Origin of the sequence: Streptomyces sp. NPDC017993 (assembly GCF_044328065.1) — a bacterium.
Classification (GTDB): domain Bacteria; phylum Actinomycetota; class Actinomycetes; order Streptomycetales; family Streptomycetaceae; genus Streptomyces.
Map to the genome: position 1 here is coordinate 1 of NZ_JBIRGO010000028.1, position 19,185 is coordinate 19,185.

Sequence of the window (19,185 nt, forward strand, 5' to 3'; positions counted from 1 at the left end):
GGCCCCCCCCCCGGGGGGGGGTGGGGGGGGGGGGGGGGGGGGGGGGGGGGGGGGGGGGGGGGGGGGGGGGGGGGCCCCCCCCCCCCCCCCGGCGGGCAACCGGTCAGGAGTACCAGGTGGGTTCCGGCAGATCACCGGTGAGCACGAACCGTCCGACCTCGCGGCGCTTGTACGCCACCGGGTCGTGCAGGGTGTGGGTGCGGACGTTGCGCCAGAAGCGGTCCAGGCCCTCGGCGCTCGCGGTGGACCGGGCCCCGGTCACCTCGAAGATCCGGTTCGTGACCTCCAGCGCCACCTCCGTGGCACGCGCCTTGACCGCGGCCACCCGGATCTCGAACTCGCCGCGGTCCTGCTCGGTCACCGCGTCCGGGGCGTCGTGCAGCCGCTGCCCCTCCTCCGCGACCCGGTCGGCCAGCGCTTCGGCCGCCCAGAGTTTGCCGGTCAGATCGCCGTAGGTGTCGATGACGTACGGCTCGTCCACCGCCTGCTCGTGGCCGCCGTGCAGCCACGACCGCGCCTTGGTGCGCGTGTAGGTCGCGGCCGTCTCCAGGGCACCCGCGGCGATACCGAGGTAGAAGTGCGCGAAGACCAGCTGGATCGTCGGCACATTGAGGGTGTTGTAGACGCGCGGCCGGAACGCCTTGTCCACGTATCCGGCAGCCGCGGCCCACGGGACCCGCACCTGGTCCAGGGTGACGCTGCCGCTCTCGGTCAGCCGCTGGCCGATGTTGTCCCAGTCGTCGTGGAAGGTCAGGCCCGCACTGTCCGACGGGACGATGGCGAACACATGGTCGTCGGTGCCTTCCAGGACGCCCTCCAGCACGGTGACGTCGGAGACCCTGCTCCCGGTGGAGAACGTCTTGCGGCCGCTGAAGAGGAGGTGCTCGCCCTCGTCCCGCACCACCACGTCGTTGTCCCGCGGGTTGACCGCCCCGCCGAAGAACCACTGGTTGCGGGCGGCCTCGGCCTCCACCTGCTGCCACTGCTCCGGGGTCCCGACCAGCCGGGCCGCCCAGTTCCACAGGTAGTGGTAGCCCAGCAGCTGGCCGATGGACCCGTCGGCCTTGGCGACCTCGCGGATCACCCGGTACGCGGTCGGCCAGTCCTGGCCCGCGCCCCCGTGCTCGACCGGGCCGAGCAGGGTGACCAGTCCGGAATCCTTCAGCAGTTGGACCTCGGCGTGCGGGGTGGCGCCCGCGTGGTCACGGGCGGCGGCGTCGGTGGCGAGTACGGCGGACACCTCGGCGGCCCGCTCGACCCAGCCCTGCGGGCTGTCGGGCGCGGGCCGGGTCTGCCATTCGGTCGGTGCGACGGTGCTCATGGGAATCTCCTGAGTGAGTGAACGTGAATGAGGTGGCCCCGCTCGGGGGCGCTCAGGCGCGGGCGGCAGCGGCAACCGGGTCGCCCGGTGGCGCCGACTCCGCCTCCTGCGCCTCCAACTCGCGCACCAGCGGCAGCACACGCTTGCCGAAGTACTCGACCTCTTCCAGGTAGTGCAGGAAACCGAGCAGGAAGAGATCCACGCCGAGCCGCTTGTAGGCGACGATGCGTTCGGCGATCTGCTCCGGGGTGCCGATCAGGCCCGTACGGAAGCCGTCGTTGTACTGGACGAGGTCCTCGAACGAGGAGTCCTGCCACATGCCGGTGCCGTCCGCCGTGGACTGCCCGGCCTGCTGCACGGCTGCACCGAAGCCGTGCACCGCCTCGGTGTCCGCCTTGGCGACGATCTCCCGCAGCACCTCGCGGGCCTCGGCCTCGGTATCGCGTGCGATGAGGAAGCCGTTCAGCCCGAAGCCGGGCGCCGGCCGGCCCGCGGCCGCCGCCGAGGCGCGCACGTCCCTGATCTGCTCGGTGACGCCGTCGAAATCCTTGCCGTTGCTGAAGTACCAGTCGGAGACCCGGCCGGCCATCGACCGTGCCGCGGTGGAGTTGCCGCCCTGGAAGATCTCCGGGTGGGGCCGCTCGGGGGAGTTGAGCGGCTTCGGCTTCAGCGAGAAGTCCCGGATCCGGTAGAAGTCCCCGGCCAGTTCGGCGTGGTCCTCGGTCCACACGGCGCGCAGCGCCCGGATGAACTCCTCGGCGCGGCGGTAGCGCTCGTCGTGCTCCAGCCACGGTTCCCCGAGCGCGGTGAACTCGCCCTTGAACCAGCCGCTGACCACGTTCACCGCGAACCGGCCGCCGGAGAGCTGATCGGCGGTGGCCCCCAGCTTCGCCAGCACACCCGGGTGCCACAGCCCCGGATGCACGGCCGCGATGACCTTCAGCCGCTCGGTGGCGAGCAGCAGGGCGAGGCTGAAGCTGGTGGACTCGTGCTGGAACTCCGCGCCGTAGCTGGCCATGTAGCGGACCTGGCTCAGCGCGTACTCGAAGCCGTTGTTCTCGGCGAGCACGGCCAGCTCGCGGTTGTAGTCGTAACCCCAGTCGGTGCGCTGCTCGATGGTGCTGGTCACCAGGCCGCCGCTGACGTTGGGCACCCAATACGCAAAGCGCGCGGGCCCGTTGGCGGGCAGGTCGGACATCGGAACTCCCGGTGTGCTGAAAGAAGGCATGGCGAATGGCGTTCCGGCGGTCGCCCGAAGGCGCGCAGGCGGAACGAGTGAGGAATTGCTGGTGATCTTTCAAGCCCGGAGCGATAGCGTCGGCGAGCGCCTGCCCAAAGGAATTACCCGCTTACCGGGGCGCCCTCGCGGTGCGGAATCCCTCTTGCCGGTGGCGCGACTTTCGAAAGCCGCTTTCCTCTCGGCGTTTCCGGCACGTCCCGTGATCCGTACGGGCACGCGGGAGGGCAGGTTTCCGCGCGGCGCAAGGGCGCCGGGGGTACGCACGAACGGGACGCCCGTCGCGGTATCGCTCCTCAGCGCACCGGGGGACAGAGCGAGCTGGAGACCCGCACGAGGTCGATGTGACGCCGCTGGGTGAGCTGCTGTTGCTCGTTCATGAACGCGTCACCTCCTCGCAATAATTCGCCGCACCGGCTCTTCGGTGGCGGTTCCCGTGGCCGCATTCCGATCAATTTCCGATCACGGCGGCCGCGTCTTCGACGAGTTTAGCGGCCGGTCCGCCACGGGTCGATACGGCATCCGTGAGGTGGTGATAGGGTTTCCCTTCAAGCGGTGATCAAGGGAATGGGATTGGGGTCACCGCCGGAGTCGGGGGTGTGCATTCCGTGCGAATCGAGCAACTCGAATACATCGCGGCCGTCACCCGCCTCGGCTCGCTGCGCCGGGCCGCCGAGGAACTGCATCTCTCGCAGCCCGCACTGAGCGAGACCGTCCGCAATCTGGAACGCGAACTGGGCGTGGACCTCCTCGACCGCAAGCGTTCCGGGGCGAAGATCAGCGATGACGGCCGGGAGTTGCTGCCGCACATCACGGGCGTGCTCGACGCGGTCGACAAGCTGCGCCGCGCCGCGGACGACCAGCACCACATCAGCCGCATGGTGCGCCTGGGCACCGTCAACGCCGCCACCGTGCCGCTCCTGGTGCCCACTCTCCGCGAATTCCACGCCGATCATCCGCTGACCCAGGCCGAGGTGATCGGCGCCCAGCAGGCCGAGATCCACCGCTCGCTGCTGGAGGGCAGCCTCGACCTCGGACTCGTCAACTACCTGCGGGGCGACGACGTCCCGCCGGACTTCCACACCACCGAACTCCTGCGCGGCCGCCCGGTGGTGTGCCTCCGACCGGACAGCCCCCTGGCGGAGCTGACCGAGGTGGGGGTGGCCGATCTGCTGGAGCAGCCGCTGATCGTGATGCGCGCCGGATACGTCATGCACCGCTTCGTCCACCGGCTCCTCAAGGGCCGGGCGCCGACCTTCTCGTACTCCACCGACGGCGCCGAGATGGGCAAGCTGATGGTCGCCGAGGGCCTGGGCGCAACCGTCCTGCCCGACTTCAGCATCGTCGGCGATCCCCTGGAGCGCAGCGGCGCCATCACCTGGCGTCCGCTGGCGGCCGACCGCACCGAGGTCCTCCTGGTGATCCAGCGCCGCCGCTCAGGCTCGGTTCCCCGGGCCGCCCGCGACCTGCACGACATCTTCGTACGGCGAGCGGCCGCGCACCGGGCGACGACGGAGGGCGGGGCGGACTGAGGGGGCGCCCCGCCGCCCCGCCTGTCCGCTCAGTCCTCCGCCGACAGCGCCGCGAGTGCGCCCGCCGGATCGTCGGTGGGCGGCCCTGCCGGGGCCCACTGGCCGCCCTCCTTGCGAAACGGCCACCAGCGTCCGTCCCGCCCGTAGCGCAGCTGCGCATCGCCGCCGACCACGGTCCAGCGGTTGCGGGCGGCACGCAGCCGCGGCCGAGTGTCGCCCTCCTGCCAGGCCGAAGCGAGGCTGTCGGTCGCACGGGCCAGCGCCTCCGGCTCCGGGGACCGGTCCTCCTCCAGGACGGCGAGTCCGGCCGGGCCGCCCGCCTCCCAGGCCCGTACCGCCGTCCCCAGACTCCGCGCATCGCGCCCCGAACCGGCCGCGAGCCGCCGCGATATGGCTCCGTCGGGCCGCGCGGAGGCCAGCCGCACCGCGTCCTGGGAGACCGTCAGCTCGGGCGTCGGCGGAGTGTCCGGGTGCCAGGTGGAGAGCGCGTCCGCCAGCAGGTGCCGGGCGCGCGCCGCGGCGTCGGAGATCAGGAACTCCATTGTGGCGACGTCCACTCCGGGCGCGGGCGGTGTGCCGCCGCCCAGCGTCGGCGCGGGGCCCGGCACCTCGACGGGCGGGGGCGGAGCGGGCAATGGCGGAAGGATGTCCCGGGCCGCGTACGCCTCGGTGGCCGGCACCCCCGCACTGTGCGGGTCCGCGGCCTCCGCCCCCGCCGCCGTCGGCGCTCGGGCCGCGCTGCGCGCCTGCAAGTCATCCAGCAACTCCCGCTCACCGCGCCCGCGCAACAGCAGCAGCACGAAAGGATCCTGGTCCAGCAGCCGCGCCAGCTGGTAGCAGAGCGCGGCCGAATGCGCGCAGTGATCCCACGCCTCGCAGCTGCACTCCGGCTCCAGGTCGCCTATCCCCGGCAGCAGGTCGATTCCGGCGGCGGCCGCGTCCTCGACGAGCACCGGCGGCATGTCCCGGTGCAGCAGCGCGGCGATGTGCCCGGCCCGGTCCGCGACCAGGTCCAGCAACTGGTCCCAGTCCGCCGCGCTCAGCTGCTGGAGCAGGACGTCGGCGCGGTGCCGGCTGCCGTCGCGGTCCTGCACGACCGCGGTGATCCGGCCCGGGCGCACCGACACCGCGCCGACCGCGCCGGCCCGCGCATGCCGGCGGCCCAGCTTGAGCTGCGCCCCGTCCAGCGCGGTGTCCTCCAGGGCCTTGAGCCAGGCCAGCCCCCACCAGCTGCGCGCGAAGGCCCGGCCGCGGTCCACCGGCAGGGCCGCGAAGGTGTGCTCGGGGCCGGCACCTTCCTCGGAGCGCGCCGGCGAGCCCTGCGTGGCGTCCCGCGCGGTGGGGTGGGCCATGTCGTCGTCGGGCGTGTTCATCGCTCGCTCCCTCGCAGTGCGACCAGGTCCGCCAGCTCGGCGTCGGTGAGTTCGGTCAGTGCGGCCTCGCCGGAGCCCAGCACCGCGTCGGCCAACTGCTGCTTCCTGGACAGCATTTCGGCGATCCGGTCCTCGACGGTGCCCTCCGTGATCATGCGGTGCACCTGCACCGGCTGGGTCTGCCCGATGCGGTACGCCCGGTCGGTCGCCTGCGCCTCGACGGCCGGATTCCACCAGCGGTCGAAGTGCACGACATGCGCGGCCCGGGTGAGGTTCAGCCCCGTACCCGCAGCCTTCAGCGACAACAGGAACACCGGCACCGCCCCGTCCTGGAACTGCCGCACCATCTCCTCGCGACGGGCTACCGGCGTGCCGCCGTGAAGGAACGCGGTGGGGACGCCGCGCGCGGCCAGATGTGCCTCCAGCAGCCGCGCCATCTGCACGTACTGCGTGAACACCAGGACGCTCGCGTCCTCGGCGAGAAGCGTGTCCAACAGCTCGTCGAGCAGCTCGACCTTCCCCGAACGCCCGTCGATCCGCGGGGGACCGTCCTGGGAGTCGAGTTCCTTCAGGTACTGCGCGGGGTGATTGCAGATCTGCTTCAGGGCGGTGAGCAGCTTGACCACCAGCCCCCGGCGGGCGAACCCGTCCGTCCCGGCGATGTCACTCAGCCCCTCGCGCACCACGGCTTCGTACAGCCCCGCCTGCTCCTTGGTCAGCGCCACCGCGCGATCGGTCTCCGTCTTGGGCGGCAGCTCCGGCGCGATCCCCGGATCGGACTTGCGCCGTCGCAGCAGGAACGGCCGTACCAGCCGGGTGAGTTGCTCGGCGGCCGTGCGGGCCTCGACCGATGCCGCCGCCCCGCCCTCGATGGCCTGTGCGTAGCGGGTACGGAACCGGCCGAGCGGCCCCAGCAGCCCCGGCGTCGTCCAGTCCAAAATCGCCCACAGCTCCGACAGGTTGTTCTCCACCGGGGTGCCGGTCAGTGCCACCCGGGCCATCGCCGGGATCGTGCGCAGCGCCTTGGCGGTCGCGGAGAACGGATTCTTCACGTGCTGCGCCTCGTCCGCGACGACCAGCCCCCAGCCGGCCTCCGCCAGCTTGTCGGCGTGCAGCCGCATCGTGCCGTACGTGGTGAGTACGAACTCACCGTCGGCCAGGTCCGCAAGGCTGCGCCGCCCGGCGTGGAAGCGGCGGACCGGGGTGCCGGGTGCGAACTTCTCGATCTCCCGCTGCCAGTTGCCCATGAGGGAGGTGGGGCAGACGACGAGCGTGGGACCGGCCGAGTCCTGATCGGTCTGCCGGTGCAGATGCAGTGAGATGAGAGTGATCGTCTTGCCCAGGCCCATGTCGTCGGCGAGACAGCAGCCGAGCCCCAGTGAGGTCATCCGGTGCAGCCAGCCGAGTCCGCGCAGCTGGTAGTCGCGCAACGTCGCGGTCAGGGCGGCGGGTTGGCGCAGCGGCTCGGTGTCCGCCCGGTCAGGGTCGGCGAGCCGGTCGCGCAGCCGGGCGAGCCAGCCGGAGGCCGTCACCTCCACCGGCCGGCCGTCGTCGCCCTCCGCGGTGCCGGTCAGTGCGGCGCCGAGCGCGTCGAGCGGTGTGATCTTGCGGTCCTGGCGTTCCCGGGCGGCGCGTACCGCCTCCGGGTCGATCAGCACCCACTGGTCGTGCAGCCGCACCAGGGGCCGGCCGGCCTCGGCGAGCCGGTCCAGTTCCGCCTTGTCGACCTCCTGGCCGTCCACCGCGAACCGCCAGCTGAAGGAGAGCAGCGCATCGGCCGACAGGAGGGAAGGCAGCCGGGAGTCCCGCGGATCGAGCGGGTCCGGTGGACCCACGACAGCACGGCCGGTCAGCTTGCGCGCCAGCTCCTTGGGCCAGTGCACCCGCACGCCCGTGGCGGCCAGCGCCCGCGCGGCCGGACCGAGCAGCTCGGCGATCTCCTCGTCGTCGAGCTCCAGCGCGTCGGGCACCGCGGCGGAGAGCAACGGGGTGAGCGGCGCCCAGGCGTCGGCCGCCCTGCGCAGCGTACGCAGGGTGTCCATCCGCGCCCGCGGACCGAACGCCCGGGCCGCCGCCGAGTCCCCGGCCCAGACCGCGGCGGCATCGGCGACCAGTGCCGGGTCGGTGAGGCTGTGCAATTGGAGGACGGCGCTGAAGCTGACGCCGTCGGCATTGCCGGCATCGTCGACGCCGAGGCCCTCGGGGTGTACGCCGGGGCTGCCGGAAGCGTGTTCCGTTCCGTGCACCTCCACCCGCAGCGAGATCCGTACGCCCGCGTCGTGGCCCGCGGCGACGTCCGCGGCCCAGGCGCGCTGCTCGGGGACGCGCTGCGGGGGCTGCGCCGCGAAGGCCGGGGCGCCGGTGGCCAGCGCCGCGGCCGGGGACCGGGGCAACCCGTCGGCCACGGCGTCGAGGAACGCCCGTAGATGACGCTCGGGCTCGGGCAGCACGACCGGGTCGGTGTCCGGGAGCGGCGTGGCATGAGCGTACGGCGGCATCGCGGCGGCCAGGTCGCGCAGCCGCTCGATGTCGGCGGGATCGAGCGGGCCGAGCCGCCATGCGTCGTGGTCCGCGGGGCTGACGCCCGGCAGCAGCCGGCCCCGGGCGGCGAGCTGCAGGGCCAGCACGGCTGCGGCACCCCAGAACGCCGCGGCGGGATCGGCGCCGCGAGCGGCCCGGGACCTGGTGAGGACGGGCACCGCGGCGGCGACCGGCAGCACCACGGCGGGGACGGCGAAGACCGCGATCTCGCCGTCCTCGTCCGGCAGGGCGACGGGCAGATCGTCCACACCCGGCAGATCGTCCAGGTCCGGCAGGTCCGTGGCGGGCCTGTCGGGCGTGGACGATCCGCCGGCGCCGACGACGGGCTCGCCGTCCGGGCGCCAGAACGCCACCCGCCCGGCTCGTGGCGGATCCGACGGCAGGAAGACCGCCGCGCAGCGGGAGAGCTCGGAGACGTGAGCGGGGGTGACCGCGGGGAGTGATGCCACGGGGCCGAGGACTCCTCAAGTTTGACTACTGACCTCTGAAGCGCCCGAGGGTACAGCACGCTCGGGCCGTTCAGGGAACCCCCGGCGCGAAAACGGCGTTCAATGGGATACACAGAGCGCGGCAGGCGCCGCGGAAGGGGCGTGAAGGATGTCCACACAGGCGAAGGTCGCGATCGGGGGCGTCGCGGTGGGAGTGATCCTGCTGTGGCTGCTGCCGTTCTGGGCGGCCGTACTGGTCATGGTCGGAGTCCCGGCCGTCGCGTATCTGACCCTCGACTCCTCTCAGCGGCGGCGGCTGCGCCGCGTCAGCCGCAAGCAGATCGGCCGTTGAACGACGGGGCCCCCGCCGGATACGGGGGCCCCAGGGCCGGCTGCGGTGGCCCGTGCCCGAGGGGTGCCGCGCCCGCCGTCCCCGGCGGGTGACCGGCTCCTCGGCTCCATCGGTCAGGAATCGACGCGGCAGGAATGTACGACGTCCCCCGAGGCGGGGCGCCCGATCGTATGGTCCGCGGGAGGCAGGACCCCGCGCTCCACCCAGGCCGTCAGGGCGTCGAACGCTGCCCGATAGCAGGGCAGGATCGGCCGGAGCCGGTCGGGATGGCTGTCGTAGAGGCCGTCGGCGTGCGTGCCGCCCGCCACGGTGTAGTAGCGGTGCAGGCTCTGTCTCCGCTGCCCCGCAACCATCCGGTCATAGACATCGGAGTCCGTCGCGATCGGCAGCAGGGCGTCCAGATCGCCGTGCAGCGTGATCAACGGCCGCCCGATGCGTCCCGTCAGCGCGATCCGCTCGACCGCGCGGTGCACGGCCGCGGGACGGCTCGCGTAGTCGTACGCCCCGTCCGCGGCGCACGCCGCCAAGATCTCCTCCACCGTGGAACCGGCCGAAGGCCCTGGGCAGGTCGGGTCGTAGCCGGGATCCAACTCGGCGCGGTAGGTCTTCTGCGTCACGCCCCAGTAGGCGCGCTGGTGGTACGGCCACAGGAACCGAGACCCGGGCGCGAATCCCGCCGCGGTCATCTCCCGCACCCCGGCCTCCCCCTGTCCGAAGGACACCGCCGTCGGCAGAGAGGTCAGCAGGCTCGGTCCGTCCGCGGTCCACAGGGCGCCCTCCCAGTCGACGCCGCCGTCGTACAGCTCCGGGTGGTTCTCCAGCTGCCAGCGGGTCAGGTAGCCGCCGTTGGAGATCCCCGTCATGTACGTCCGGCGCGGGGCGCTGCCGTAGAAGCCCGCCACGGTCCGCTGCGCGGCACGCGTCAGCTGCGTCGTACGGCGGTTCCACTCGGCGATGGCATCGCCGGGCCGTCGCCCGTCGCGGTAGAAGTCCGCGCCGCTGTTGCCCTTGTCCGTCGCGGCGTAGGCGAAGCCTGCGGCCAGCACCCGGTCGGAGATCAGCGCGTCGGTGGCGTACTGCTTGCGCGTGCCGGGCGCGCCCGTGACCACGAGCCCGCCGTTCCAGCGCTCCGGCAGACGGATCACGAACTGGGCGTCGTGCCGCCAGCCGTGCGTGGCGTTGAAGGTGGAACTGTCGGGGAAGTAGCCGTCCACCTGGACTCCGGGCACCCCACTGGGAAGCCGGGTCCCTCGTGCCGCCAGCCCGGCCTGGTCGGCGGTGTCCGTATACGGCGTGCCGGCCAGCGCGGTGGTCGTCAGATCGGGCAGGCACACCGCCTGCTGCCGCTCGGCGCCCGGTACCGGCGTCCCCGGCAGGGCGACGCCCGCTGCCGGAGCGCCCGCTCCACACGAGCGGGCGGGCGCGGGCGCCGGCCGCGCCGCTCCGAGTGAGGCCAGCACGAGCAGGGACGCGGCACACACGACAGCGGTGCGTCGCGAACGGGCGTACGCCAGGCGCATTCCGGCCTCCAGAAGCGGGCGGCCCGAGGCGGCCGCGGCGCCCCATGGTGCGCGGCCGGCGCACCACCCGCCATGGACCCGCCCCACACCGCTCGGCCCGCCGACATGTGCGCCCGCCGATGCGCCGGCGACTCAGACGGGACGAACCGCCAGTTTGTCCAACGAGGACAGCAAACCGGGCAGTTCGGGGCCTCGCCCCACCGGATGCACCTCACCCGGCTCCTCGTCCAGCAACACGAACGCGATGTCATCGGTGCGCGCGACCATGCTCCAGCCGGGGCCGTCGACGCGCAGCGTACGGGCCTCGCCCGCCGCGAACGACGACCGTACCCGGCCGGGCGGCGGCGGCTCGCTCACATACCGCCGCGCCTCCGCCAACACCCGCCGCACCCCCGTGTGCTGCTCCTCGCCCGGCTCCGCGAAAGCCACCTCACCGTCCACCTGCTCGCGCCACGCCGCCCACTGCAGGGCGATCTCGTCCGCGCCGAGCCGCCGTTGAGCAGGCCCCCATTCCTCCCCGTCCGGTGGCACGAGCGGCGCCGGATCGCCGTCCTGCGGCTCCGGGTCGTGTGGCTGCGGCACCCCCGGCGCCGACACGGCGAGGGAGACCGGCCAGCCCGGAAGCGCCCCGACGATGCTGTTCTCCCCGGGCGAGAGGTCGTACTCCATACCGCAGTCCCACGCCGCGATCGCGCAGGCCACCAGCGACACGTCCTCCGTCACCACCGTCCAGCGAGCCCCGCCGCCGTCCTGCCCGAGGACCAGCCCGTACCCCTCTTCGTACGGCTCCAGGCCGAGGTCCGCGCACACTTCGGGGTAATCGTCCCCGAGCACACTCGGGAACTGCGCGGGCGTCAGCAGCACCGCCGTCAGCACGAGCAACTGATCGTTGTCGGCGCTCTCGGTCGCGGGCACGCGGGGGCCTCCCATCCGATCCATCCGGAGTATGTCGGCGCACCTTAATTGGCTCGGCATGACCTTGTCACCAGCTCTACGCTGCGCTCATGTGTTTCTACAGCCGCCGGATGCACTTCGTCTGCCTCGAATGCCGGACCGCCGTCAAGAGGACCGCGGGCGCCCAGGCACCGGGCGACAGCCCCTGTCCGCGCTGCCGCCGCCCCCTGATCGACGCCGGCGCGGACCTCGCCGTGCCCAGGCGCGGTGACGAGGCCGGTTGGCGCGCGCTCGACGCCGTACTGCGCGCCGGGCTGACCTTCCACGGCGGCTGCTGCGGCACGGGACCGGGCTTCCGCCCCCGGACCCCGCGAGAGGTGAAGGAGCGGCTGGCACTCGCCGAACGCACCGGCATGCCCGTCAAGGAGGCCCTGGCCGTGGCGGACCCCACGCTCACCGACCGCTACGGCGCGAACGCACCGGACCCTGCACGACGGGCCCGGAACGTCAGGCGGCGGAAGAGCTGACATCCGGCTGCCTTACCGGCTTCCGGCTTCCCGGAGCCCCCGACGAGCCGGCCGGCCGGGAGCCGTGCGGTCCGGCCTGACGGGCCTGCCCCCACCTGTCGCCCACCGCCGCCCGGGTCGGAAACGGGCAGACCCAGCAGCTCATGGGCGACCGTGTCCGGCGACTGCCGGGGCTCCCGCGCCGGCGCGATCACCGCGCGGCAGGCCGGCTCGTGCACGCCGAACGCCGAACGCCGGCGCCTCCGGCGACAACCGGGCTGCCGCCCTCCGCGCGGGGCCGTCACCGCCCTCGCCCGGGGACCGTCCGACACCACGGCAGGAGCCCGGGGATCCCGCGCAAGGATCCGGCCATGTCGACTCCTGATCTGGCGCCCGTCGTCGTCGGTGAAGTGTGCCCGTGCCGCCTAGAGTTGGAACTTCGGCGAACGAAGGGACCGATGCCCGGTGCGGCGCTACGACTTACTCGGAGAGATCCGGCGGCTCGACCCCGAGCGCGACTTCCTGCGGATCTACCGCATCACCGCGACCCACGAATTCCCCTGGGACATGACCAGGGCCCTGGAACTGGCGCTCTACCGCACCTACGCCGTGCCCAGCATCGGCCGCCTGCTAGCGGAAACCGCCGAGCTGACGGGCCGTACGCAAAAGCGCTACGACGACACCGCCCTCCTCCTGGACGCCGTAGTCGAGCACGGCTTCGACGGCACGGAGGGCCGGACGGCGATCCGCCGCATCAACCAGATGCACCGCGGCTACGACATCAGCAACGACGACATGCGCTACGTCCTGTGCACCTTCGTGGTGGTGCCCACCCGCTGGATCGACCAGTACGGCTGGCGTCGCCTGAGCGAGCACGAGAAGCGTGCCATCGCGGCCTACTACCGCACCCTCGGCCGCCACATGGGCATCACCGAGATCCCCGAGACCCACCAGGACTTCGCGCGCTGCCTGGACGACTACGAAGAGGCCCACTTCGGCTGGGACGAGGGAGCCCGGCGCGTCTCGGACGCCACCCTGAACCTCATGGCGGGCTGGTACGGCCCGCTCGCCCCCCTGGTGAAGAAGGGCAGCATGGCCCTTCTGGACGACACCCTCCTGGACGTCTTCCGCTACGAACACCCCAAACCGGCGGTTCGGGCGGCGGTACGCGGCGCCCTGAAACTGCGGGCCAAGGCTGTGCGCCTGCTCCCGCCCCGGCGCTCCCCCCACTACGCCCGCCAGAACCCCGAGATCAAGGGTTACCCCGACGGCTTCCGCGTCGCCGACCTGGGGACGTTCCCCACACCGCACCGGACGGGCGGCTGCCCCGTCCCGCATGTGGAGGGCACCATGGAGTCCTGAGGTTGCGTTGCCAGGCCCTGTCCCGCAAACGTGCGCTCGTAGACCACGGCCTGGGCAACAGTCTTTGGGGCATTGCCCGCCCCGGAATTTGGGGCGCAAGGCGGAGCGCCGTCCCCGCTGTGGGTCTACGCGGCCAGCCCGGCAAGGCCGATGGTTCGACGAGGCCGATGGTTCGACGAGGCCGATGGTTCGACAAGGCCGCGTGGAGTACCCCTCAACAGCAGCCGGGGGAGTGTCGCGCCGGGCTCTGCGAGCGGGCTTGACCACACCCGGGGGACCTGGCAGCGGCGGGTCACCCCCTGCGGACCGCCAGCGCGAGATAGCGGGAGTCCTCGTCCACGTACCGGACGAGGTCCCATCCGCTGCCGGCGAGCAGCGGCCGCAGGTTCGGCTCCGCCCGGAGGTCGTCAGGAGTCAGGGCGCGGCCCTTGCGGGCTGCGAGGGCCGCGCGGCCCACGGGGTGGAAGAGGGCCAGCCGGCCACCGGGGCGTACGGTCCTGGCCAGTTCCGTGAGGCCGTCGGCGGCGTCCGGCAGGTGGGAGATCAGCCCGGCGCCGAAGACGGCGTCCAGGCAGGCGTCGCGAAGCGGCAGCCGGGTCACGTCCGCGAGCACCAGCCCCGCGCTGCGGTCGCGACCGGCGCCGACTGCGGCCCGAAGCATCTCGGGGGTGAGGTCCGCGCCCAGTACCGTCCCGCGCGAGCCCACTGCCTCCCTCAGGGCGGGCAGCGCGCGCCCCGTGCCGCACCCGGCGTCCAGCACCCGGTCGCCGCTGTGCAGGCCGACTTCGGCGATGGCGGCGGCGTAGGCGGGCGCGTCGTCGGGAAACCGGTCGTCCCAGTCCGCGGCGCGGGCGGCGAAGAACGCGCGGACGTCGTGCGGGTCGGCGTGGTCGGTCATCGGACTCCTTCAGGGCGGGGCGCGTGCGGGGGGCGGGGGTCGGTAGGGGGGACATGGTCGCGTAACGCGGGCACGGTGCCAGGGGCGGTGGCGGGCCGCCGTTGCCCCGTCGGCCCGGTTGAGCGCGGGGCGACGCGCGCACGCCCCCTGCGTCATGCCACGCGCTCATGATCTCCCAGGGCCTTGGTCTCGGGAGCCGTGCTGATGGGGCCGGCGGCTGAGGGGCGATGGGCGGGTGCGTGGCGAGCGGGGGAGCGGGCGAGGGGAGCGGGCGAGGGGGGCGCGGATGTGCGGAGCACCCTGTGGCGAACATGTTCGGTCACGACGTGATCGTTCGAGAGCGTAGCCACGCCAAATACTCGAGTCTTCCGGTCTGTGTGCGGATGCCGCGGCCCACTGTCACTAGCGTCCCCGACCACGAGGACCGCGCCGCCCGCCCTTCCCGGAGGACGGTGAACAGCGCACAGGCGGGTGGGGGATGGGGGCGGGCCACGCATGGCTCAGGACAGACGGTGGTACGACGGGGAGGCCGGACCGGTCGTCCGCCCCTACGCGGCGATCGGCGGGCACACCGGCCCGGATCCGGCGGCCCGGTTGGACGTCATCGCGCTGGTCTCGGCGAGGCCCCCGGCGCCGGAGGAGTCGTCGGCCGACGAGTGCGAACTCGGCCCGGAACACCGCACCTTGCTCGCACTGTGCCGGGCCGGAACCCGGTCGGTCGCCGAACTCGCAGCGGCCGCCGAACTGCCGGTCACGGTGGTGCGGGTGCTGCTCGGCGATCTGCTGTGCAGCGGCCAGGTCCGGGTGAGGCTTCCGGTACCACCGGCCCAGCTCTCCGGTGAATGGTTTCTGCGCGAGGTGATCCATGGCCTCCGCTCCCTGTGACCACCGCCCGACGATCACGGTCGACGGCGCCAACTACCCTGACAACAAGGGCCCGTGGGGATCTTTGATCCAAGCCTCGCGGCTTTCCCGAATTCAAGGACATCGCGATCAGCGGGAGGTACGGTCCTCGCCATGGATTCCGGACGGCGCTCTGCCGCGGGGGCTCCTCTCGCCGAGCCACGGATCCGACCGCACCCGTGACGTACGGGATCTGCATCCTGGAGGAGACGGCTGATGACTGCCGCACAAGGGGCCCCGGAGGGCGCGACCGAGGACCCTGACCCCGATCTGGCGCTGAAAATCTTAGTCGCGGGCGGCTTCGGGGTGGGCAAGACAACCCTGGTGGGTTCGGTCAGCGAGATCCGCCCCCTGCGCACCGAGGAACAGCTCAGCGAAGCGGGCGAGACGGTGGACGACACCGGGGCCGTGCACCACAAGATCAGCACCACGGTGGCGATGGACTTCGGGCGCATCACGATCAGGGAGGGGCTCTCCCTCTACCTGTTCGGCACACCCGGGCAGGACCGTTTCTGGTTCCTGTGGGACGACCTTTCGGAGGGCGCGCTCGGAGCCGTGGTGCTGGCCGACACCCGGCGGCTGGAGGACTGCTTCCCGGCGGTGGACTACTTCGAGCGGCGCGCGATCCCGTTCCTGGTGGCCGTCAACTGCTTCGCGGAATCGCGGTCCTACGGCGCCGATGAGGTCGCCCGCGCCCTGGACCTCGACCGCGGCACCCCGGTGGTGCTCTGCGACGCGCGCGACCGCGACTCGGGCAAGGAGGTGCTGATCCGTCTGGTCGAGCATGCCGGACGACGGCACACCGCCCGCATGCTGGACTCGGTCGGCTAGAGCCGGTCTGTTCGATCACTTGGTGTCGGCCCCCTGTGGGGTGATCGCGCGGATGCTCAGGCGGAGCAGGTGCGTGCGTATGGCCCTGCACGAATACGCCTTGTCCGCGAGCACCGCCTTGGGCCTGGTGCGCGTCCGTCCGACCGGGCACGGCACCCGTAGGGCGTCCATCAACAGCGGGAAGTGCGGGGTTTTTACGGCCCGGCGGCGTGCTGGTGAGCGCGAACGATTGTGGAGTCCACGGCCCACACCCACTCAAGCCGGCGATCGCGTCGATCACCGGCCGGTGATCGCGCCAACGGCAGGTGATCGACGCGGCGACCGGACAGGGACCAACGGCCCGATCCACGCACACCGGGCATCCGTCAACGACTCATCCACGCAGGCGATCAGGCGATCAGACGATCTTCGAAGACATGATCCAGGCACCGACTCGGACGTGTCACGAGGCGCGCGGCAGCGCGAGCCAGTCCTGCCAGGTAATGTCGCGGCCCAGATAACGGGGCTGCTGGAAGGGCCAGTCTGCGGCGATCCACTGCGGCACCACGGCGTCGAGCGCGCGCTCCACCTCGCCGCCGACCAGGTCGTCCACCACCCACCAGGAGACCTCTCCGTCGGAGCCGGTGCGCTCGGGCGGGTCGATGTAGACGCAGCCGAGGATCGCTGTCTCCTCCTCGTCCAGCAGCGCGTAGTTGAATGATTGGTGCGCGGCTATCTCCCTCTCGTGCCGCAGCAAGTCGATGCGGTCCTCTTCATAGGTCATCGTCTCCTTGGGCCAGGCCCAGGCCGGGCCGAAGATCTCCCACAAGCGCTCGCGGGAGCCCATCACGGCGGGGTAGTCGATCGCGGTGTCCGACTCCCGGATCGGCCGCAGGTGAAGCGCGGTGTCGGGCACGGGCACGTGGACGGGGTGGACGAAGCCGTCAGGCAGCCAACTCATAAGGGCCGAGGCTACAACCGGTCGTCGCGGGATGATCCAGGCGGCGCGGGCGCCACGACGGACGACCACCGGACTTCGACAGGACCGCCCGCATCCACGACGCCGCCCGGTACATCGCAGCACGCTTCCTCTGGACCAACTCCGGACCGAGTGATCCGGCGGACAGGACCTGGCGCGCTACGCGTGGATCATGTGCTGATAGGCGTAGTTGGCGGTCGGGAGAATGCGCCAGGAGGCCGCGTCAAGTCCATCGATCGGGTGGCACTCGGCCGATGTGGAATAACGCAGAGCGCCCCTGCGCATGCCTTCTGCTGATCACGGACCTTTGCGTCCCCCGAACACAGGAGCCCAGCATGCGTATCCGAACCCTCATCGCCGCCGTCGCACTGGCTGCCACCGCCGTACTCGGTAGCGCAAGCATGGCCGCAGCGGACGACATCGACCAGTTCAGCAGCGGCACGATTGAGCAGACCATCACCCACAACGGCGTTACTCTCCCCGAGCTCTGGTAACCACTCAACCGGCACGGGTGGCCCGAAGCAGACGCAGGAATCGGCGATGGCGTTCGGCTTGCACTGATCGTGATGGACGTACGACCCGAACTGCAGGAACAAGACCTCGCTGCGACAGGGGCAGGGCGCGGTGCCTACTGTCCCTGAACGCTTCGGGTGCGCTCGGTGGAGAGCATGACTGAAGCCCGGTCGCCGCACTCCTGTTGTGTCTCATGAGGTGCCTGGGGGGCTGGAGCCGGGATGGCCTCCAGCCCCCAGAGCCAGGTGCTCCTGGTTAAGCGAACTGGCCGGGCCGGTAGTCGCCGGCGGGCTGCTGGATGATGACGTTCCCGCGGTTGAAGGCGTTGATGAGGGCGATCTGGGATACCAGGGCGGCGAGTTGTTCGTCGTCGTAGTGCTTGGCGGCGTTCGCCCACGCCTCGTCCGTGACGCCACCGGCCGCGTCGGCGATACGGGTGCCCTGCTCCGTCAGCTCCAGGGCGGCGCGCTCGGCCTCGGTGAAGACCGTGGCCTCTCGCCAGGCCGCGACCAGGTTGAGCCGTTGCGAGGTCTCCCCGGCGGCAGAGGCGTCCTTGGTATGCATGTCGAGGCAGCCACCGCACCCGTTGATCTGACTGGCGCGGATCTTCACCAGCTCCTGCGTCGTGGCAGGCAGCGACGAGTCGGCGAGCGCTTTGTTCGCGGCGACGATGTGCTTCCAGACCTTGCCTGCGGTCGGGCTGCCGAACATGTTCAAACGGGCACCCATGGTGAACTCCTCCGTCGTCGATGCGTACACCGATATGACGGAGTGGTGCGGCGCGTTGTGACATGGGTGAAAGTGACGTGCGTCTCCCCCTGCCCGCGCTGCGGGAGCGGCCACCGACGACGAGGTTCAGAACCGCTGCCGAGCCGCCGCCCCGCGCGCCTTTGGCCCGCCCGGTGACCTACGCCCGGTGACCTACGCCCGGGGCAGGGCGCCGGGGAGACGCCGGGGACGCCGGCGCAATGTGCCGCGCGGGCCGAATGCCGCGCGCAACGCGCTCGTCAGCCCGCGAGGTTCGCCACCGCGACGGCCTTGTCGATGCGGACGCGCACCACCAGTTCTCCCGGCACGCCGTTGCGGGCCCCGAACTCCTCCGCGCGCTCCTCGCCCATGTAGCGGGCCGCGATCCGGGTCGCCCAATGGCGCAGGGCTGTGGGGTCCTCGCTGATCTCCGCCCTGCCGTGCAGCACCACGAAGGAGAACGGCGGCCGTTCGTCGTCGACGCAGACAGCGACTCTGTGGTCGCGTGCGAGATTGCGGCCCTTGACGGTCTCCTTCCCGGTGTTGAACACCAGCTCGTCGCCGTCCATCACGAACCACACGGGCGCGATGTGCGGGCTGCCGTCGGCCTGTACGGTCGACACCTTGCCGGTACGGGTGCCTTCGGAGACGAACGCGTGCCACTCGGCCTTGGTCATTTTTTGTGCCATGCCGCCATCCTCTCCGTCAGGCGCGATCGAACGGCCGTGGCACGCCGGGCTGTGGGGCCGCTTGCCGATGCGGCGGAGGTGGGACAGGCTGGCACGGCAGACGCGGACGGACTGCGGGCTGCCGACCGGCCAAGTGCGCGGACGGGGATACGGGGAGGATGCGGCATGGCATTGAGCAGCGGACTCGACTGGCTGCTGGACGATCTGACCAAACGGGTGGAGCAGGTACGGCACGCGCTGGTGCTCTCCAACGACGGGCTGGTCACCGGCGTGAGTGAGGGACTGGAGCGGGCGGACGCAGAACATCTCGCGGCGGTCGCCTCGGGACTGCACAGCCTCGCGAAGGGGTCAGGGCTCCACTTCAGGGTCGGGCAGGTGCGCCAGACCATGATCGAGTTCGACGACGGCATCCTGTTCGTGACGGCGGCGGGGGACGGCAGTTGCCTGTGTGTGCTGGCCGGTGCGGACGGTGACGTCGGGCAGATCGCCTACGAGATGACGCTGCTGGTCAATCGCGTCGGTGAGCATCTGGGGGTCGCGGTCCGGCAGCCGGAGAGTTATCCACAGGTCTGAGGCGAGG

At 71.8% G+C, this 19,185-nt stretch carries 19 protein-coding genes and 1 pseudogene; 8 read left to right on the forward strand and 12 right to left on the reverse strand.

Annotated elements, in window-relative coordinates; translation table 11 throughout:
* Window positions 1–103: 103 nt before the first annotated feature.
* The 3 genes from ACH4FH_RS34625 to ACH4FH_RS34635 all read right to left on the reverse strand — a co-directional run bounded on the left by ACH4FH_RS34625 (window position 104) and on the right by ACH4FH_RS34635 (window position 3,004).
* On the reverse strand, window positions 104–1,321 hold the full coding sequence (locus tag ACH4FH_RS34625; protein ID WP_398559925.1) for an acyl-CoA dehydrogenase family protein: 1,218 nt from the start codon (window positions 1,319–1,321) through the stop codon (window positions 104–106).
* Between the two features lie 52 nt (window positions 1,322–1,373).
* On the reverse strand, window positions 1,374–2,519 hold the full coding sequence (sfnG, locus tag ACH4FH_RS34630) for a dimethylsulfone monooxygenase SfnG (protein ID WP_398559926.1): 1,146 nt from the start codon (window positions 2,517–2,519) through the stop codon (window positions 1,374–1,376).
* 335 nt (window positions 2,520–2,854) lie between these two features.
* Window positions 2,855–3,004 (reverse strand): putative leader peptide, encoded by a 150-nt coding sequence (locus ACH4FH_RS34635; protein WP_398559927.1) that lies wholly within the window; start codon window positions 3,002–3,004, stop codon window positions 2,855–2,857.
* A gap of 162 nt (window positions 3,005–3,166) precedes the next feature.
* On the opposite strand from ACH4FH_RS34635, the gene ACH4FH_RS34640 reads away from it, so the two are divergent.
* Window positions 3,167–4,090 (forward strand): LysR family transcriptional regulator, encoded by a 924-nt coding sequence (locus ACH4FH_RS34640; protein WP_398559992.1) that lies wholly within the window; start codon window positions 3,167–3,169, stop codon window positions 4,088–4,090.
* A 29-nt stretch (window positions 4,091–4,119) separates the two neighbouring features.
* On the opposite strand, the gene ACH4FH_RS34645 is transcribed toward ACH4FH_RS34640, so the two are convergent.
* Window positions 4,120–5,463, reverse strand: coding sequence for an SWF or SNF family helicase (locus ACH4FH_RS34645; RefSeq protein WP_398559928.1), 1,344 nt, complete (start codon window positions 5,461–5,463; stop codon window positions 4,120–4,122).
* A complete protein-coding gene (locus tag ACH4FH_RS34650; RefSeq protein ID WP_398559929.1) occupies window positions 5,460–8,453 on the reverse strand; it encodes a DEAD/DEAH box helicase in 2,994 nt (997 codons plus the stop codon). The genes ACH4FH_RS34645 and ACH4FH_RS34650 overlap by 4 nt, the downstream gene beginning before the upstream one ends.
* 148 nt (window positions 8,454–8,601) lie before the next feature.
* On the opposite strand from ACH4FH_RS34650, the gene ACH4FH_RS34655 reads away from it, so the two are divergent.
* Window positions 8,602–8,784: a hypothetical protein gene (locus tag ACH4FH_RS34655; protein ID WP_363154676.1), complete on the forward strand. Its 183-nt coding sequence runs from the start codon at window positions 8,602–8,604 to the stop codon at window positions 8,782–8,784.
* A 113-nt stretch (window positions 8,785–8,897) separates the two neighbouring features.
* Here ACH4FH_RS34655 and ACH4FH_RS34660 read toward each other — a convergent pair whose 3' ends face one another.
* Together ACH4FH_RS34660 and ACH4FH_RS34665 are read right to left on the reverse strand one after the other, a co-directional pair.
* Window positions 8,898–10,304 (reverse strand): tannase/feruloyl esterase family alpha/beta hydrolase, encoded by a 1,407-nt coding sequence (locus tag ACH4FH_RS34660; RefSeq protein WP_398559930.1) that lies wholly within the window; start codon window positions 10,302–10,304, stop codon window positions 8,898–8,900.
* Window positions 10,305–10,436: 132 nt separating this feature from the next.
* Window positions 10,437–11,219, reverse strand: a complete 783-nt coding sequence (locus ACH4FH_RS34665) for a hypothetical protein (RefSeq protein ID WP_398559931.1) — start codon at window positions 11,217–11,219, stop codon at window positions 10,437–10,439.
* A gap of 89 nt (window positions 11,220–11,308) precedes the next feature.
* Here ACH4FH_RS34665 and ACH4FH_RS34670 point away from each other — a divergent pair, with 89 nt between their 5' ends.
* Together ACH4FH_RS34670 and ACH4FH_RS34675 are read left to right on the forward strand one after the other, a co-directional pair.
* On the forward strand, window positions 11,309–11,725 hold the full coding sequence (locus ACH4FH_RS34670; RefSeq protein ID WP_398559932.1) for a hypothetical protein: 417 nt from the start codon (window positions 11,309–11,311) through the stop codon (window positions 11,723–11,725).
* 444 nt (window positions 11,726–12,169) lie between these two features.
* Window positions 12,170–13,066 carry an oxygenase MpaB family protein gene (locus ACH4FH_RS34675; RefSeq protein WP_398559933.1) on the forward strand — a complete coding sequence of 299 codons (897 nt, stop codon included), beginning with the start codon at window positions 12,170–12,172 and terminating at the stop codon, window positions 13,064–13,066.
* A 292-nt stretch (window positions 13,067–13,358) separates the two neighbouring features.
* On the opposite strand, the gene ACH4FH_RS34680 is transcribed toward ACH4FH_RS34675, so the two are convergent.
* Complete coding sequence (locus ACH4FH_RS34680) at window positions 13,359–13,964, reverse strand: class I SAM-dependent methyltransferase (RefSeq protein WP_398559934.1); 606 nt, start codon at window positions 13,962–13,964, stop codon at window positions 13,359–13,361.
* A gap of 495 nt (window positions 13,965–14,459) precedes the next feature.
* On the opposite strand from ACH4FH_RS34680, the gene ACH4FH_RS34685 reads away from it, so the two are divergent.
* The gene (locus ACH4FH_RS34685; protein WP_398559935.1) at window positions 14,460–14,849 is read left to right on the forward strand and encodes a DUF742 domain-containing protein; all 390 of its coding nucleotides are present in this window, start codon (window positions 14,460–14,462) and stop codon (window positions 14,847–14,849) included.
* A gap of 234 nt (window positions 14,850–15,083) precedes the next feature.
* Window positions 15,084–15,698 carry a GTP-binding protein gene (locus ACH4FH_RS34690; protein ID WP_398559936.1) on the forward strand — a complete coding sequence of 205 codons (615 nt, stop codon included), beginning with the start codon at window positions 15,084–15,086 and terminating at the stop codon, window positions 15,696–15,698.
* 24 nt (window positions 15,699–15,722) lie between these two features.
* Here the strand turns inward: ACH4FH_RS34690 and ACH4FH_RS34695 are convergent.
* Both ACH4FH_RS34695 and ACH4FH_RS34700 read right to left on the reverse strand, forming a co-directional pair.
* Window positions 15,723–15,958: pseudogene (locus tag ACH4FH_RS34695) on the reverse strand (hypothetical protein); the annotation flags it as partial.
* A gap of 182 nt (window positions 15,959–16,140) precedes the next feature.
* Window positions 16,141–16,638: an N-acetyltransferase gene (locus tag ACH4FH_RS34700; protein WP_398559937.1), complete on the reverse strand. Its 498-nt coding sequence runs from the start codon at window positions 16,636–16,638 to the stop codon at window positions 16,141–16,143.
* A 353-nt stretch (window positions 16,639–16,991) separates the two neighbouring features.
* On the opposite strand from ACH4FH_RS34700, the gene ACH4FH_RS34705 reads away from it, so the two are divergent.
* Window positions 16,992–17,150, forward strand: a complete 159-nt coding sequence (locus ACH4FH_RS34705) for a hypothetical protein (RefSeq protein WP_398559938.1) — start codon at window positions 16,992–16,994, stop codon at window positions 17,148–17,150.
* Window positions 17,151–17,424: 274 nt separating this feature from the next.
* On the opposite strand, the gene ACH4FH_RS34710 is transcribed toward ACH4FH_RS34705, so the two are convergent.
* The gene (locus ACH4FH_RS34710; RefSeq protein WP_398559939.1) at window positions 17,425–17,898 is read right to left on the reverse strand and encodes a carboxymuconolactone decarboxylase family protein; all 474 of its coding nucleotides are present in this window, start codon (window positions 17,896–17,898) and stop codon (window positions 17,425–17,427) included.
* A 278-nt stretch (window positions 17,899–18,176) separates the two neighbouring features.
* On the reverse strand, window positions 18,177–18,605 hold the full coding sequence (locus ACH4FH_RS34715; protein ID WP_398559940.1) for a PPOX class F420-dependent oxidoreductase: 429 nt from the start codon (window positions 18,603–18,605) through the stop codon (window positions 18,177–18,179).
* Between the two features lie 165 nt (window positions 18,606–18,770).
* Here ACH4FH_RS34715 and ACH4FH_RS34720 point away from each other — a divergent pair, with 165 nt between their 5' ends.
* Window positions 18,771–19,178 carry a roadblock/LC7 domain-containing protein gene (locus ACH4FH_RS34720; RefSeq protein ID WP_398559941.1) on the forward strand — a complete coding sequence of 136 codons (408 nt, stop codon included), beginning with the start codon at window positions 18,771–18,773 and terminating at the stop codon, window positions 19,176–19,178.
* Window positions 19,179–19,185: the final 7 nt, after the last annotated feature.